This window comes from Agrobacterium sp. 22-3639C2 (assembly GCF_053522105.1).
Genome location: NZ_JBNWDB010000003.1, coordinates 439,024 through 453,769 on the forward strand (window position 1 = coordinate 439,024; position 14,746 = coordinate 453,769).

The following is a 14,746-nucleotide window of genomic DNA, read 5'->3' on the forward strand; positions in this document are numbered from 1 at the left end:
TGCTAGGGGTCAGATAACTATAATTTTAAATTAAAAACTTACCAATTAAATATACGTCGCAGTAACCATAAGTATTTTCTAGTATTTCTTAGTGCTCAAATTAACAATTGGGCAATTCTTTGCTGCCAAATTCTCCCTACACACAGCGGGTTTGGTTTCCAAAGGCAAGTAATTCGGAACCGAGTGGCATGAAGCCGAAACGTTGTGACCGGTAATACAAAGTCCGGAATGTCCCCAACTCCAGTATCTCGTAAAAACAAGGGACAAAATATTATGGCAAGCATTCTCACCAACGCCTCCTCTATGGCTGCTCTCCAGACGCTGCGTTCGATCGGCAACAACATGGAGACCACGCAGGGTCGTATCTCGACCGGCCTGAAGGTAGGCTCCGCCTCCGACAACGCCGCTTACTGGTCCATCGCGACCACGATGCGTTCGGACGCTTCGGCGCTCTCCACCGTTTCTGACGCACTCGGCATCGGCGCAGCCAAGGTCGACACCGCGTACTCCGGCATGGAAGCGACGATTAAGGTCGTTCAGGAAATCAAGGACAAGCTGATCCTTGCCCAGGACCCGACTGCCGACAAGAAGAAGATCCAGAAGGAAATCGGCCAGCTCCAGAAGCAGCTGACGTCGATCGCCGACTCCGCGACCTTCAACGGTGAAAACTGGCTGAAGACGAAAGCATCCAACGACGGCGCAGCATTCGCTGCCGGTACTGACGATGCGGCTATTGCCAACCTGAAGAAGCAGGTTGTTGCTTCCTTCACCCGTGACTCCGCTGGCGCCGTTAAGGTTCAGCGCGTCGATCTGCAGCTCAGCGGCTCGAACGTTCTGTTCGATACCGGCGCTGTAACAGACGGCAAGGGTACGGGCATCCTCGACAAGGCAGCTGTCGCAGACGGCGTTAAGCAGTCGGTTTCGAACCTCGATATTTCCGACCTGAGCATCTACAAGGGCGCTGGTGCCACCATGCTCGGCACTGCCGCTGCAACGGACAACGACATCCTCGACAAGCTCATCACCCACGTTGACAAGCAGCTTGAAACCCTCAACAGCGCTGCTGCCGATCTGGGCGCGGTCTCCAACCGCATCTCGATGCAGGGTGACTTCGTTTCCAAGCTGACGGCAACGATGGAAAAGGGTATCGGCCGTCTGGTTGACGCCGACATGAACGAAGAGTCGACCCGCCTCAAGGCTCTGCAGACGCAGCAGCAGCTGGCAATCCAGGCTCTGTCGATCGCCAACAGCGACTCGCAGAACATCCTGTCGCTCTTCCGTTAATCGGACCGAAAATTACAAAAGTCGAGCCGCGCCCGAAAGGGCGCGGTTTTCCATTTGTGGAGTGCTCCGCAAACGGGAAGATTTCGTTTACCATCCTTGCTTTGAAAGCATTTACCACGATTTGAGCGAAGCGCCGGGAGCGCCCTGAAATTAGGGAATTGGAAAGCACCGGCTGTCAGATTTTGGGCATGGACAAGCGGATAGCCGCTGGCCTGAATGACACTACACGCAGGATCGCAAGCGGAGGCTGACCGTCTTGCAATTGCGTGATACAGGCAAACGTGACGGAGGCTGACCCAAGCGTATTGCCCTTTTACCAAAGCCGCATCCGGAAACGGGTGCGGCTTTATTATTTTTTAAACATTTCAGGCTACGCGCGCATGCGCGCGAAGATTGCATAATAAAATCTCAGCGTGTGTATTTTTTTGCGACCCTTAGCTCTTCATTAACCATATGGAGGTTAGCTAGAGCCATCGAAACGGCGAGCTAACCATTAAAAATCAGCAGGTTAGCAGGCATGATGCTGTGCGCTGTTCCCGGTGAGACCGGAATGTCCCTTCTTTAATCAGCCATTCAAGGGGCAAATTTACTATGACGAGCATTCTCACTAACGTAGCAGCTATGTCTGCACTCCAGACCCTGCGCTCCATCGGCCAGAACATGGAAACGACGCAGGACCGCGTGTCTTCCGGCCAGCGCGTCGGCGAAGCTTCCGATAACGCCGCTTACTGGTCGATCGCGACCACCATGCGTTCCGACAACGGCGCTCTTTCCGCTGTTCAGGACGCCCTCGGCCTCGGCGCCGCAAAGGTCGACACTGCCTATTCGGGTATGGAATCTTCCATCGACGTCGTCAAGGAAATCAAGAACAAGCTGGTTGCCGCCCGCGAACCCGGTGTCGACAAGTCCAAGATCCAGGAAGAAATCACCCAGCTGCAGGATCAGCTGAAGTCGATCTCCAGCTCCTCGTCTTTCTCCGGTGAAAACTGGCTGCAGGCAACCGTCAGCAACGGTGCTGGCGAACTGAAGAACGTCACCAAGCAGATCGTTGGCTCCTTCATCCGCGACGCTGCCGGCAACGTGTCCGTAAAGACCGTCAACGTTGACCTGAGCCGCAACACGGTGCTGTTCGACACGTCTTCGGGCGCTGCAAAGGACAAGCAGGGCGTCCTCGACTCCTACGCCTATTTTTCTTCCACGGGCAGCTACAAGCTGTTCGAAATCACCAATGACTCGGACGGCGTAGGCGCTGCCCAGCCGGTGACCAAGGTTGCAGCAGCCAAGGTTTACACTGAAGCCCAGCTGAAGGGCCTGAAGGAAGCAACTGCCGGCACCCCCGTCACCTTCACCACCGCTGCTGCAACGGGTATCGTCACGATCGCTAACGCCGATGCGACAGCCCCCGACGTCAACGGCACCTACTTCAATCTTGGCAACGACCAGTATGTGAAAATCAACACGACTGCGCCGACCTCGCCGGCAACCAAGACCAACATTGCCGTTGGCCTCGACGGCACCACTAAGATCTACCTGGAAGAAGGCGCAACCGCCCAGCTCGCAACGCAGCTCACCTACTCCCTGACCTCTCTGGACATCACCAAGGACCTGACCGGCACGTTCAAGAACAGCGACGGCTCGGCAGTCTCGGAAAACCAGTACCTCGACGCCATGGTTTCCTTCGTTGACAAGCAGCTCCAGAGCATGACGTCCGCCGCTGCCGACCTCGGCTCGGTCAAGATGCGCATCGAACTGCAGGAAAACTTCGTCAACAAGCTGACCGACTCGCTCGACAAGGGCATCGGCCGTCTCGTCGACGCTGAAATGAACGAAGAATCCACGAAGCTGAAGGCTCTTCAGACCCAGCAGCAGCTGGCTGTTCAGGCCCTGTCGATCGCCAACAACGACTCGCAGAGCATCCTGTCGCTCTTCCGTTAATCGGAAAAGACATCGCCAAAAAATCGAGCCGCATCCGAAAGGGTGCGGCTTTTTCCGTCATGGTTAAGAGAAATTATTATTTCCTAATTTTTATTAACGACAGTTTAGGCTTTGTTAACCATTCGGGCCCTAAAACCTAGCCATCGAAACGATTGGTTAACCAAGACGAAAAAGAGGTTAACAGGCATCAAGCCGCGCGATCGTTACCGGCGGCAATCCGGAATGTCCCTTTTCATTTAAGCCAATCAAGGGGCAAATAATTATGACCAGCATTTTGACGAACGTCGCGGCAATGGCCGCCCTTCAGACCCTCCGCGCAATCGGCAGCGACATGGAAGAAACGCAGTCGCGCGTCTCCTCCGGCCTGCGCGTCAAAACCGCGTCCGACAACGCCGCCTACTGGTCTATCGCGACCACCATGCGTTCGGATAACGGTGCTCTTTCCGCTGTTCAGGACGCCCTCGGCCTCGGCGCCGCAAAGGTCGATACAGCCTATTCCGCCATGGAAACCACTGTCGATGTCGTCAAGGAAATCAGCAAGAAGCTGGTTGCCGCCCGCGAGGCCGGCGTCGACAAGGCAAAGATTCAGGAAGAAATCCGTCAGCTCCAGGACCAGCTGAAAAGCATCGGCGAATCCGCCTCCTTCTCCGGCGAAAACTGGCTTAAGGGCAAGATCAGCGACGCATCCGGCAACCTCACCCCCATAACGAAGCAGATCGTCGGCTCCTTCATCCGTGACGGCGCGGGCAATGTTGCAGTCAAGACGATCAACGTTCAGGTCGACAACAAGACTGCCCTTTTCGATACCTCGACCGGTGCGGCGAAAAACGGTATCCTCGATAGCGCCGCCTATTATTCCGATACAGGCTCCCTGCGCAATTTCGAGATTACCACGACCACACCCGCAGGTGTTGCCACAAACACGCCCTCTACCGCAAAGGTGTTCACGCAATCCCAGCTTCTGGGTTTCCCCTCGGGGACGACGACCACAGTTTCTGCTCCAGACGCAGTAACCGGCCTCGTAACCGTTGCTGCGGCGACAACCGCACGAAACAACGGCACCTACTTCAAGATCGGCGAAAACGCAGCGGGTGAAGCCCTCTACGTAAAAGCCAACAATACCGCGCCGATGCCTGCAGGCACCATTGTAACGGCAATCGGAACCGGCGGTTCGTCCAATAACAATATTTACCTCGAAACCGCCGCCGCCGATTCCCATATGGCACAGAAGCTCGGCTACTCGCTGATCGATCTCGACATCACCAAGGATCTCAGCGGTTTGCTGGACGCCAAGGGCCAGCCGTTGACGGACAATGACGGCCTCGACAACATGATCCAGTTCGTCAACACCAAGCTGGAATCGCTGATCAGCGCGAGCGCCGATCTCGGCTCCATCAAGATGCGCCTCGATCTTCAGGAAGATTTCGTCAACAAGCTCACAGACTCCATCGACAAGGGCGTCGGCCGCCTCGTCGACGCAGACATGAACGAAGAATCCACCAAGCTGAAGGCTCTGCAGACCCAGCAGCAGCTGGCAATCCAGTCGCTCTCCATCGCCAATACCAGCTCCGAGAATATCCTGTCGCTATTCCGCCAGTAAGCGGCGCCCGTTGGCTACGGGCGGTTTCGTCCCGCTCTGGCAGCAACAGAATATTCGGAAATGGAAACCGCGCTTCGCAAGAGGCGCGGTTTTCACATTTACCGAGACCAGTGCAGAATGCGCGAAAAAGCAAGCCGACATCGTGGACAAGACCCACCGGCACGTTGCGTAAATTTCTGATTTTATTGGGGAAAATGGTGCTGCTAGAGAGATTTGAACTCTCGGCCTCTCCCTTACCAAGGGAGTGCTCTACCCCTGAGCTATAGCAGCATCCGGTGCCGAAGCGTTTGCTTCAGCATCAAGCGTGGCGGCCTATTGCCATAGGTTTTTGACGAGCGCAAGTCGCAAAACGATATTCTTCAACAAGCGGGGCAAAAAAGCGTTCCCCCTGTTGAAAAACGTATTTTTCGGATATTGCTGAATTTATGAATGAACATCATGACAAACAGGCAAAGGCGGCGGTTTCCGTGAACGCTTCAGAAGACCCCGTTGCCCTTGCGGCAAGCGGAAACGCGCAGGCAGGTCCCGGCGAGAAGGCGCGGCAACGCGAGGCGGAGCGCAAGGCGCGGGCAGCGAAGAAGCTGCGTGAAAACCTGCAGAAGCGCAAACAGCAGGTTCGCGCGCGCCGCGCCGGCGATGCGGATGAGACGATTGGCCTGCCTGCCGCAAAAACGGACGAATCATCCTCATAGAGAATTCACCAGCATCATTTGAAACGCCGCGGAAACTCGTCTAAGGACGCGCATTTCCGCAAGGCATGATTAAGAAAGGCGGGCACAGGCCCGTAGGGACGCATGGATCGCATCAGAATTACGGGTGGTAACAGGCTCAACGGCATCATCCCCATCTCCGGCGCGAAAAACGCCGCCTTGCCGTTGATGATCGCTTCGCTTCTGACCAGCGATACGCTAACGCTCGAAAACGTGCCGCATCTGGCGGACGTCGAGCAGCTCATCCGTATTCTCGGCAATCATGGCGTCGATATTTCGGTCAATGGCCGTCGTGAAAGCCAGGGCGAAGCCTATTCCCGCACGGTCCACTTCACCTGCCGCACCATTGTCGACACCACCGCACCTTACGAGCTGGTTTCCAAGATGCGCGCCAGCTTCTGGGTCATCGGCCCGCTTCTGGCCCGTGAAGGCCGTGCGCGCGTTTCACTGCCCGGCGGCTGTGCCATCGGCACACGTCCGGTGGACCTGTTCATCGAGGGTCTGCAGGCGCTTGGCGCAACGATGGAGATCGATGGCGGCTATATCAACGCCAGCGCTCCAAAGGGCGGCCTTATCGGCGCTGTTTATACCTTCCCGAAAGTCTCCGTCGGCGCGACGCATGTGATGCTGATGGCAGCGAGCCTTGCAAGAGGCACCACCGTCATTCACAACGCCGCCCGCGAACCGGAAGTCGTCGATCTAGCGCACTGCCTGATTGCGATGGGCGCGAAGATCGAGGGCGCTGGCACCTCCACCATCACCATCGAGGGCGTCACCTCGCTTTCCGGCGCACGCCACCGGGTGCTGCCTGACCGTATCGAGACCGGCACCTATGCCATGGCCGTTGCCATGGCTGGCGGTGATGTGGTGCTGGAAGGCACGCGTGCATCGCTGCTCGACAATGCGCTGGACACGCTCCGGCTTGCCGGAGTGTCGATCAGCGACACGGAGACCGGTCTGCGCGTCGTGCGCAACGGCAACGGCATTCAGCCGGTCGATATCGTCACCGAACCCTTCCCCGGCTTCCCGACCGACCTCCAGGCGCAGTTCATGGCGCTGATGACCCGGTCGCAGGGTGTATCCCACATTACCGAAACCATCTTCGAAAACCGCTTCATGCATGTGCAGGAACTGGCCCGTCTCGGCGCGAAGATTTCGCTCTCCGGGCAGATGGCCCGTATCGAAGGCGTTACCCGCCTGAAGGGTGCGCCTGTCATGGCAACCGATCTGCGCGCCTCGGTGTCGTTGGTCATTGCGGGCCTGGTGGCGGAAGGCGAGACCATGGTTTCGCGCGTCTACCACCTCGATCGTGGTTTCGAACGGCTTGAAGAAAAGCTCACCCGCTGCGGTGCGCTGGTCGAACGCGTCAGCGATTGATCCTTTCATCGCCGCTCATTCGTTTTCTCCCCGTTGCAGAGCGGGCCGCGACTGCCTATTTCCTGTACAAGGAATAGACATTGCGGGCGCGGCCCCGCGGAAAAGGAAGAAAACGATGAGCGGCCTGAAATTGCTCGCGCTGGATACTGAAGATCTCTCCGTCATTTCGACGCACATGCAGGACAGCGTCTTCAAACTGAAGGACGTTGCATTCGAGGCAAAGCAGGGCCAATTTACACTTTCCGCCAATCGTTTCGTCTGGGAAAGCGCGAATAAGAAGAACCTGCCGCCGGAGCGATGCCGCAGCGTGGTTTTCCTGAAGCGGGTCTCCGCCGTCCGCTCGCACGGCATCAATCGCAATGATAAGGAACAGGTGCTTTCGCTCCTTGCAATCCGCTTCGTGCAGAACGGCGAAGGTCCTGATGGCGCCGTCGAACTGACGCTTTCGGGCGGCGGGGCTATCGCACTCGATGTCGAATGCATCGAGGCGCAGCTGACGGATGTGAGCGGCGCCTGGGAAACTGCCGCCAAACCGCATCATCCCGATAGCGAATAAGCTCTCCACGCCATTGCAACGGTTGCCTTTCGTCACTGTTTCGATTTATGCCACATACCAGAGCCGCATTTTTCTGCGGTGAGTTCGTGCACCTCGCGGGATCGCCGCGAGGAAAATGAGAGGGTAATGGCGTGGCAATCTGGCTGGAGCGGGCATCGGCTGATTTCGAACAGAAATTCGCTGCCTTCCTGACAACCAAGAGGGAAGTTTCGGAAGACGTCAACGCGACCGTTCGCGACATCATCGATGACGTCCGCAATCGCGGCGATGCGGCCCTGGCCCACTACTCCATTAAATTCGACGGGATCGATTTCTCGAAGGTCTCGATGCGGGTGACAGCGGAAGAGATCGATGCGGCCGTCGCAGCCGTTGACAGAAGTGTCATCGAAGCTCTCGAACTCGCAGCCCGGCGCATTGAAAAACACCATGCGCGGCAGATGCCGAAGGACGATATCTACGAAGACGAGATCGGTGTGGGCCTCGGTTCACGCTGGACGGCGATCGAAGCTGTCGGCCTTTATGTGCCCGGCGGCACCGCGAGCTATCCAAGTTCCGTCCTTATGAATGCCGTCCCGGCCAAGGTTGCCGGTGTAGAGCGTATCGTCATGGTCGTGCCGGCGAATGGCGGCGTGATAAACCCCGCCGTTCTTGCCGCCGCGCGCATCGCAGGTGTTGAGGAAATCTACCGCATTGGCGGCGCACAGGCCGTGGCTGCACTCGCCTACGGCACGGAAACAATCACGCCTGTCGCCAAGATTGTCGGCCCCGGCAATGCCTATGTGGCGGCCGCGAAACGGCATGTCTTCGGAACTGTCGGCATCGACATGATCGCCGGGCCTTCCGAAGTGCTTGTCATTGCCGACAAGGACAACGATCCGGACTGGCTGGCCGCCGATCTTCTGGCGCAGGCGGAGCATGACCGTGGCGCGCAGTCCATCCTCATCACCGACAATGCAGAACTCGGCAAGGCGGTGGAGGCGGCGGTGGAACGGCAGCTGAAACGGCTGTCGCGCGCCGAGACGGCAGCGGCGAGCTGGGCGGATTTCGGTGCGATCATTCTCGTCGAAAAGCTCACCGATGCCATTCCCTTGGCCAACCGCATTGCGGCCGAGCATCTGGAGCTTGCCGTTGACGATCCGGACGCGCTGATGGCGCATATCCGCAATGCCGGCGCGATCTTCGTCGGGCGCCATACGCCTGAGGTGATCGGCGATTATGTCGGCGGCTCCAACCACGTTCTGCCGACGGCGCGCTCAGCGCGCTTCTCTTCCGGCCTTTCAGTGCTGGATTTCGTCAAACGTACCTCGATCCTGCGTCTCGGGCCTGAGCAGCTGCGGCAGCTTGCGCCGGCGGCGATCACCCTTGCCCGTTCGGAGGGGCTGGACGCGCATGCGCGCTCCGTCTCCATTCGCCTCAACCCGGAAAGTTAAGAGATGGCTTCAGGCGATTTCCGGCTCTGCGATGTGGTTCTGGACGATAGCATCGGCCGGTCCACGCCGGACGTGGAGCATGAACGCGCCGTCGCCATTTTCGATCTGATAGAGGAAAACACGTTCGAACCATTCGGCCATGAGGGCGGCCCATACCGGCTGCACATATCGCTGGTCGATGCCAAGCTGGTTTTCTCGATCAAGACCGAAGACGAGAAGGACGTCTCGACCCATATCCTGTCGCTGACGCCGTTTCGCCGCATCATCAAGGATTATTTCCTGATCTGCGAAAGCTATTACGAGGCGATACGCTCCTCCACTCCAAGCCAGATCGAGGCGATCGACATGGGCAGGCGGGGCATTCACAATGACGGCTCGCAGACTTTGATGGACCGGCTTTCCGGCAAGATCAAAATCGATTTCGATACTGCGCGCCGTCTCTTCACCCTTGTCTGTGTGCTTTATTGGCGGGGTTAGAGATGAGAGATCCCGCCACGGCTCCAAATGGGGGACAGGCTCCCAAATCGGTCCTCTTCATGTGCGGTATGAACTCCATCCGTTCTCCCATGGCCGAGGTCATCGCCAAACGACTGGTGGCACCCGGCATCTACATCCAGTCGGCCGGCGTGCGGGCGGGCGAGCGTGACCCCTTTGTGGATGCGGTGCTGGAAGAACAGGGATTTTCGCTCGGCAAACACAAACCGCGCACATTGGACGAGATCGAGGATGATTTTTTCGATCTGATCATTACATTGACACCCGAAGCTCATCACGCAGCACTTGAACTGACACGCTCGAACTCACTCGACGTTGTCTATTGGCCAACCATGGACCCAACCGTCATCACCGGCACGCGGGACCAGATTCTCGATGCCTATCGCGAGGTGCGGGACCATCTTGCCAGGCTGATTGCCGAACGCCTGCCAGGTAGGCCGCAGCCGGCGGCGGATACGCTTTCAAAAGACTGAGGTTGAGTGTCCGTTTCGATCGGACCAGATACTTCAAACGCCGCACAGGACAGGCATTTATTCGATCCGCACCTCTCACCTGGCGAAAATCGGTTCCGATTTTCGCCGTGATGCTTTAGAGGTTCACAAATGTGCCGGGATTGTGTAGTTTCCGCGCAATTTTCCCGGACACGACAGGTCCGGCACTATCAACAGGAAGAAAACCCTTACATGACAAAAGAAGAAGTCCTCGAATTCCCGGGCATCGTAACCGAATTGCTGCCGAACGCAACATTCCGCGTGAAGCTTGAGAACGAACACGAAATCATCGCCCACACTGCCGGCCGCATGCGCAAGAACCGTATCCGTGTTCTGGCGGGCGACAAGGTGCTGGTCGAAATGACGCCTTACGACCTGAGCAAGGGCCGCATCACCTATCGCTTCAAGTAATCCGTTTTCGGCATTCGGAAGCCCGGGCAGCGCAATGACCAACTCAAAACAAAAGCTCGTTCTGGCATCCGGTTCGCCGCGGCGTCTGGAACTGTTGCATCAGATCGGCATCGAGCCGGCACGTCTGATGCCGATGGATATAGACGAAACGCCCGTAAAGCTTGAGCATCCGCGCACGCTGTGCCGTCGCCTGTCGCTACAGAAGGCCGAGGCTGCGCATGCGGCGCTGAAGAGCGAGCAGACGTGGAAAGACGCCTATGTTCTCGGCTCCGACACCGTGGTGGCCGTGGGTCGCCGCATTGTCGGCAAGGCGGAATATACCGAGGAGGCTTCCGCAGCGCTGCATCTTCTCTCGGGGCGCAGCCATTGGGTCTATACCGGCATCTGCCTTGTGACGCCCGGCGGCAAGATCCGTCAGAAGGTTGTGGAAACCAAGGTGCGTTTCAAACGCCTTACTACGCGCGAGATCGACGCCTATATCGCCTCCGGGCAATGGCGCGGCAAAGCCGGGGCCTATGGTATCCAGGGCATTGCCGGCTCATTCGTGCAGAAACTGACCGGCTCCTACACCAATGTCGTCGGCCTGCCGCTGTATGAGACCATGTCGCTTCTTTCCGGTGAAGGATTCGAGGTGACGTCGGGCTGGCTCGAAGGATAGACCATGACAAAATCATCTCCTGAAGGTTCGGGAAATGTCACGCCGCTTCGGAAAACGAAGCCATGTCCGGAGTGCGGGCGGCCCTCGACACGGGAAGACTATCCGTTCTGTTCGGATCGCTGCCGCTCGCTCGATCTCGCCCGCTGGCTGAACGGTTCCTACGCCATTCCTGTCGCCGACGACGAAAGCAGCGCGGACGAGCAGGACTCGTTCAAAAATTCCTCCGAGTAACGTTGCGCCGCCGGAAAATCCGGCGGTGGAATACAGAATATTTTTAATGACCTTCAGCTCGCAGTATATTCACCGGGTTACCGACAGCCCGAAAGCCATATCAAAAACCGGTTGACGCCCCTCCCCCGGCAGCCATTAGGGTTCCCCGATGGACGCAAGCCTGCAAAAAAGAGTAAGGCCTGGCGCGCTGCTGTTTGCGGTGCTGGCAGTTTGTCTTGCCATATTGGCAACGGTGCTGCTTGCCAATGACAAGAAACATCTCAAAAGCCTGCTGAGCTATCTCAACCTTGCGCCTGCCACACGCTCCGCCGAGCAGCCAGCGCGGATGAAGCCCGTCAAGCGGCAAAAGGTTACCGCCCAAAAGCTCAATCTACCGCCGCATCTGCTGAAATTCGAGCAAGGCGGCGACAGGGCATCCTTTGCCCGCGACTTCGTTCTGTCCGGCAAGGACCTCTGCGACCGCTTTACCGCGGCGGGCTTTTCCAACCCGCAAGGCTGGCACGCAAGCCCGGTGAAGATCCGCGATTTCGAATGCATGGCCGATCTTGTGGTCGGGGACACGGCGAACGCGTCGGAACGGGCATCGCTTTTTCTCGACATCAGAGGCGAGGCGTCCGACGAGGTTCGCTCTATCAGGATGAAAGTAGTTGCGCCGCAGACACCTGATGGTGCCGTTATTTTGACAAAGCTTGAGGACGCGTTGGCGATGATCATCGAGCAGACCCGCTGGGCCGACCTTGCCAGCATGCTTGAGCCGGCACGCAGGCTGCAACCCTATCAGGCAGAGCATTTCGGTATTTCGGTCTCCCTAAAGCCGGAGCCGTCTGCGCCGCATCGGCTGAACCTGATTTTGCTGGCAACGGAACAATTGCCGGGACTGAAGCTCACGCGCAGCTTTTTCGACAGCGAGAAATGGCTTCCCGCTGCCACTCTTTCGGATCGACCGGTCCTCTATTTTTCCGTCAGGTAGAACCGCATCCCGAAAACCAACGGCTACTCAGCCTATCGCTGCCAGTTTATGCTGCCCAGGCAGAATCCTGTCGCTTCGCTGGGCTTGACGTTTGGCCTCCCACTGAAGGGCCGTGCGAACGATGGTTGTGAGATCATTGAAACGCGGCGACCATCCGAGTTCCGACTGGATACGGCTCGAATCCGCAACCATCGCGGCAATGTCGCCGGCGCGGCGGGGACAGTGGATAACCGGGAAATCGTTTCCAGATTCCCGCTGCACGGCATGCAGCACGTCCAGTACCGAATAGCCGACGCCATAACCGCAATTGAGCGTTCGTGTGCCGCCACCAGCACGCAGATGCGCCATGGCGAGCATATGCGCGTCGATCAGATCGCTGACATGGATATAGTCGCGAACGCCGGTGCCGTCAGCGGTCGGATAATCGGTTCCGTAAACCTCCACCTTGTCGCGCCGGCCGGTTGCCGCTTCGCACGCTACCTTGATGAGGTTCGCCACACCCGTGGGGGACGGCCCGGCACGGCCCTTCGGGTCGGCGCCGGCAACATTGAAATAACGCAGCGCCACATAGTTGAAATCATGCGCCTGCACGACATCGCGCAACATGATTTCTGAGGCGAGTTTCGACAGGCCGTAGGGATTTTCCGGGCTGAGAACTGCCGTTTCCGGCACCGGGCCATCAAAGGGTTGGTTCCCATAGACCGCGGCAGTTGAAGAGAAGATGAAATTGCGGATACCATGACCGACTGCCGCCGCAACAAGGGCGCGGGTTGTGCCGGTATTGTTTTCGTAATATTCCAGCGGCTGGCTGATCGATTCAGGGACGCTGACGGAGCCAGCGAAGTGGAAAATGGTCTCGATCTGGTTGTGTTCGAAAATCTGGCCGAGCAAGTCGCGATCGGCGACGTCGCCGAGATAGAAACGCGCCGCTGGCGCGACCGCCCAACGTGATCCGGTCGAAAGACGGTCGACAACAACGACGTCTTCACCGGCGTCGAGCAAAGCCCACACCATGTGGCTTCCTATATAACCGGCCCCACCGGTGACCAGAACAGCCATGACATTACTTCCCTGTTTGCTTTTGTTGCGTCCATCAAAGCCAATAATTCTTCATCATTGATTACTTGCACAGCAAATACCCCACCTATCCCTTGCCCCTATGAAAAGGTGGCTTACGATTGGTTAGCGCAATGAAGTGTGTTTTATTTATTAGATGAAAATGTTCTCATAAATGGAACACAAGGCGCATAGCACAGAAAAGCCTGCACGTCGATTGGTACGCCGTGAGGTTGTAGTTTTAGCGGCTCGCCATGATTCTTTTGGCAGAAAATCTGCCTGCCGCGGCCAAATTCGGCGCGGCAGGGCGGGCTATCGCAGGATTGCGGTTATCTGCCGAGAATATAGGACGCAAGCCGATCGGCTGCGTCTTCGATCTGCTTTGGGTTGCGCAGGAAGCAGGCACGGAGAAACAGCTCTCCGCCTTGGCCGAAGGCGGTGCCCGGCGCGAGGCCGACGCCGGTCTTGTCAACGATATCCAGAGCCGTGGCGCGGCTGTCGGTCACGCCGTCCACCTTGAGGAAGGCATAAAGAGCGCCATCCGGCTTCAATGTTTCCACGCGGTTCGTCGCGATCAGCGCATCGCAGAGAATGTCGCGGGATGTCAGAGCGCGTTCGTAGTTCTCGCGGACGAAACCGTCACCATGGTCGAGAGCCGCGACTGCGCCGCGCTGCATGAACTGCGCCACGCCGGAGGTGGAATATTGAATAAGGTTCTCGATCACCTGGCCGATTGCGGGCGGCGCCACAAGCCAGCCAACACGCCAGCCCGTCATGGACCAGTTCTTCGAAAAAGAATTGGCGAAGACGATTTTGTCATCCGGTTCCATCACGTCGAGGAACGACGGCGCACGGGTGCCGGTATAGTGATAAAGTGCGTAAATCTCATCCGCCACGATCCAGAGGTCGTGCTTGCGGGCGAGTGCCAGAACATCGCGAAGATTGTCTCGCGTTGCGGTCCAGCCGGTCGGGTTGGACGGCGTGTTGATAAAGAGCGCCTTCGTCTTACCGGTGATCGCACTTTCCAGCTTGCCGATATCGAGATCCCAGCGACCATCGTGGAAATCGATGCCGGCTGCGACCGCCTTTGCGCCCGCCACGCCGATGGCGGCAACAATATTGGGCCAGGTGGGCGTGAGATAGATCATCTCGTCGCCCGGCGAGGTCAGCGCCTGCACCGCAAGCGCAATCGCCTGCATGCCGGAACCTGTTACGTAAAAATGATCTGCGGATAGAGAGGCTGAAAAGTGACGCTCGTAGTAGCTGCTGAGCGCCTGGCGCAATTCGGGAATGCCGCGTTGCCAGGTATAGAAGGTCTCGCCATTGTTGAGCCCGTCGATGGCCGCCCTGTTGATGAAATCCGGGCTTGGCAGATCGCCTTCGCCGACCCAAAGCGGCAGAAGATTGTCCCGTCCCCGGGCATAATTCACGACCTCGACAATGCCGCTCTCGGGAGCCGCCAGAGAGCGCGCACTCAGACTGTTCAAAATGGACATTAAAGACACTCCGTTTGGTGTCTTCTTATCGCATCGAACGGGCGAT

Annotated in this window: 15 protein-coding genes and 1 tRNA gene; 13 read left to right on the forward strand and 3 right to left on the reverse strand. The window is 57.7% G+C overall.

Annotated elements, in window-relative coordinates:
• Nucleotides 1–273 precede the first annotated feature (273 nt).
• The 3 genes from ACQZ6D_RS15135 to ACQZ6D_RS15145 all read left to right on the forward strand — a co-directional run bounded on the left by ACQZ6D_RS15135 (nt 274) and on the right by ACQZ6D_RS15145 (nt 4,819).
• Entirely contained in the window at nt 274–1,284 is a 1,011-nt protein-coding gene (locus tag ACQZ6D_RS15135) for a flagellin N-terminal helical domain-containing protein (protein WP_003515059.1), read from the forward strand.
• 591 nt (nt 1,285–1,875) lie between these two features.
• Nucleotides 1,876–3,219: a flagellin N-terminal helical domain-containing protein gene (locus ACQZ6D_RS15140; protein ID WP_026330633.1), complete on the forward strand. Its 1,344-nt coding sequence runs from the start codon at nt 1,876–1,878 to the stop codon at nt 3,217–3,219.
• Between the two features lie 262 nt (nt 3,220–3,481).
• The gene (locus ACQZ6D_RS15145) at nt 3,482–4,819 is read left to right on the forward strand and encodes a flagellin N-terminal helical domain-containing protein (protein ID WP_448729795.1); all 1,338 of its coding nucleotides are present in this window, start codon (nt 3,482–3,484) and stop codon (nt 4,817–4,819) included.
• A 195-nt stretch (nt 4,820–5,014) separates the two neighbouring features.
• Here ACQZ6D_RS15145 and ACQZ6D_RS15150 read toward each other — a convergent pair.
• Nucleotides 5,015–5,089, reverse strand: a tRNA-Thr gene (locus tag ACQZ6D_RS15150).
• Nucleotides 5,090–5,244: 155 nt separating this feature from the next.
• Here ACQZ6D_RS15150 and ACQZ6D_RS15155 point away from each other — a divergent pair.
• The 10 genes from ACQZ6D_RS15155 (at nt 5,245) to ACQZ6D_RS15200 (ending at nt 12,148) form a co-directional block, all read left to right on the forward strand.
• Nucleotides 5,245–5,511: a hypothetical protein gene (locus tag ACQZ6D_RS15155; protein ID WP_013635467.1), complete on the forward strand. Its 267-nt coding sequence runs from the start codon at nt 5,245–5,247 to the stop codon at nt 5,509–5,511.
• A gap of 102 nt (nt 5,512–5,613) precedes the next feature.
• Nucleotides 5,614–6,906, forward strand: coding sequence for a UDP-N-acetylglucosamine 1-carboxyvinyltransferase (gene murA, locus ACQZ6D_RS15160; protein WP_112752205.1), 1,293 nt, complete (start codon nt 5,614–5,616; stop codon nt 6,904–6,906).
• Between the two features lie 115 nt (nt 6,907–7,021).
• On the forward strand, nt 7,022–7,462 hold the full coding sequence (locus ACQZ6D_RS15165) for a DUF2948 family protein (protein ID WP_065703811.1): 441 nt from the start codon (nt 7,022–7,024) through the stop codon (nt 7,460–7,462).
• 131 nt (nt 7,463–7,593) lie between these two features.
• Entirely contained in the window at nt 7,594–8,892 is a 1,299-nt protein-coding gene (hisD, locus tag ACQZ6D_RS15170) for a histidinol dehydrogenase (protein WP_003515053.1), read from the forward strand.
• 3 nt (nt 8,893–8,895) lie between these two features.
• Entirely contained in the window at nt 8,896–9,369 is a 474-nt protein-coding gene (locus ACQZ6D_RS15175) for a UPF0262 family protein (protein ID WP_003515052.1), read from the forward strand.
• 2 nt (nt 9,370–9,371) lie between these two features.
• Nucleotides 9,372–9,860: an arsenate-mycothiol transferase ArsC gene (locus ACQZ6D_RS15180; RefSeq protein ID WP_013635463.1), complete on the forward strand. Its 489-nt coding sequence runs from the start codon at nt 9,372–9,374 to the stop codon at nt 9,858–9,860.
• Nucleotides 9,861–10,070: 210 nt separating this feature from the next.
• A complete protein-coding gene (gene infA / locus ACQZ6D_RS15185; protein ID WP_003493814.1) occupies nt 10,071–10,289 on the forward strand; it encodes a translation initiation factor IF-1 in 219 nt (72 codons plus the stop codon).
• A 34-nt stretch (nt 10,290–10,323) separates the two neighbouring features.
• Nucleotides 10,324–10,947, forward strand: coding sequence for a Maf-like protein (locus tag ACQZ6D_RS15190; RefSeq protein ID WP_003515050.1), 624 nt, complete (start codon nt 10,324–10,326; stop codon nt 10,945–10,947).
• A 3-nt stretch (nt 10,948–10,950) separates the two neighbouring features.
• Nucleotides 10,951–11,178 carry a DNA gyrase inhibitor YacG gene (gene yacG / locus ACQZ6D_RS15195; protein ID WP_003515047.1) on the forward strand — a complete coding sequence of 76 codons (228 nt, stop codon included), beginning with the start codon at nt 10,951–10,953 and terminating at the stop codon, nt 11,176–11,178.
• Between the two features lie 148 nt (nt 11,179–11,326).
• The gene (locus tag ACQZ6D_RS15200; protein WP_448729796.1) at nt 11,327–12,148 is read left to right on the forward strand and encodes a DUF6030 family protein; all 822 of its coding nucleotides are present in this window, start codon (nt 11,327–11,329) and stop codon (nt 12,146–12,148) included.
• Between the two features lie 27 nt (nt 12,149–12,175).
• Here the strand turns inward: ACQZ6D_RS15200 and galE are convergent, their stop codons facing one another.
• Together galE and ACQZ6D_RS15210 are read right to left on the reverse strand one after the other, a co-directional pair.
• Complete coding sequence (gene galE, locus ACQZ6D_RS15205) at nt 12,176–13,207, reverse strand: UDP-glucose 4-epimerase GalE (RefSeq protein WP_112154766.1); 1,032 nt, start codon at nt 13,205–13,207, stop codon at nt 12,176–12,178.
• Nucleotides 13,208–13,533: 326 nt separating this feature from the next.
• Nucleotides 13,534–14,700 (reverse strand): pyridoxal phosphate-dependent aminotransferase, encoded by a 1,167-nt coding sequence (locus ACQZ6D_RS15210; RefSeq protein WP_448729797.1) that lies wholly within the window; start codon nt 14,698–14,700, stop codon nt 13,534–13,536.
• Nucleotides 14,701–14,746 lie beyond the last annotated feature (46 nt).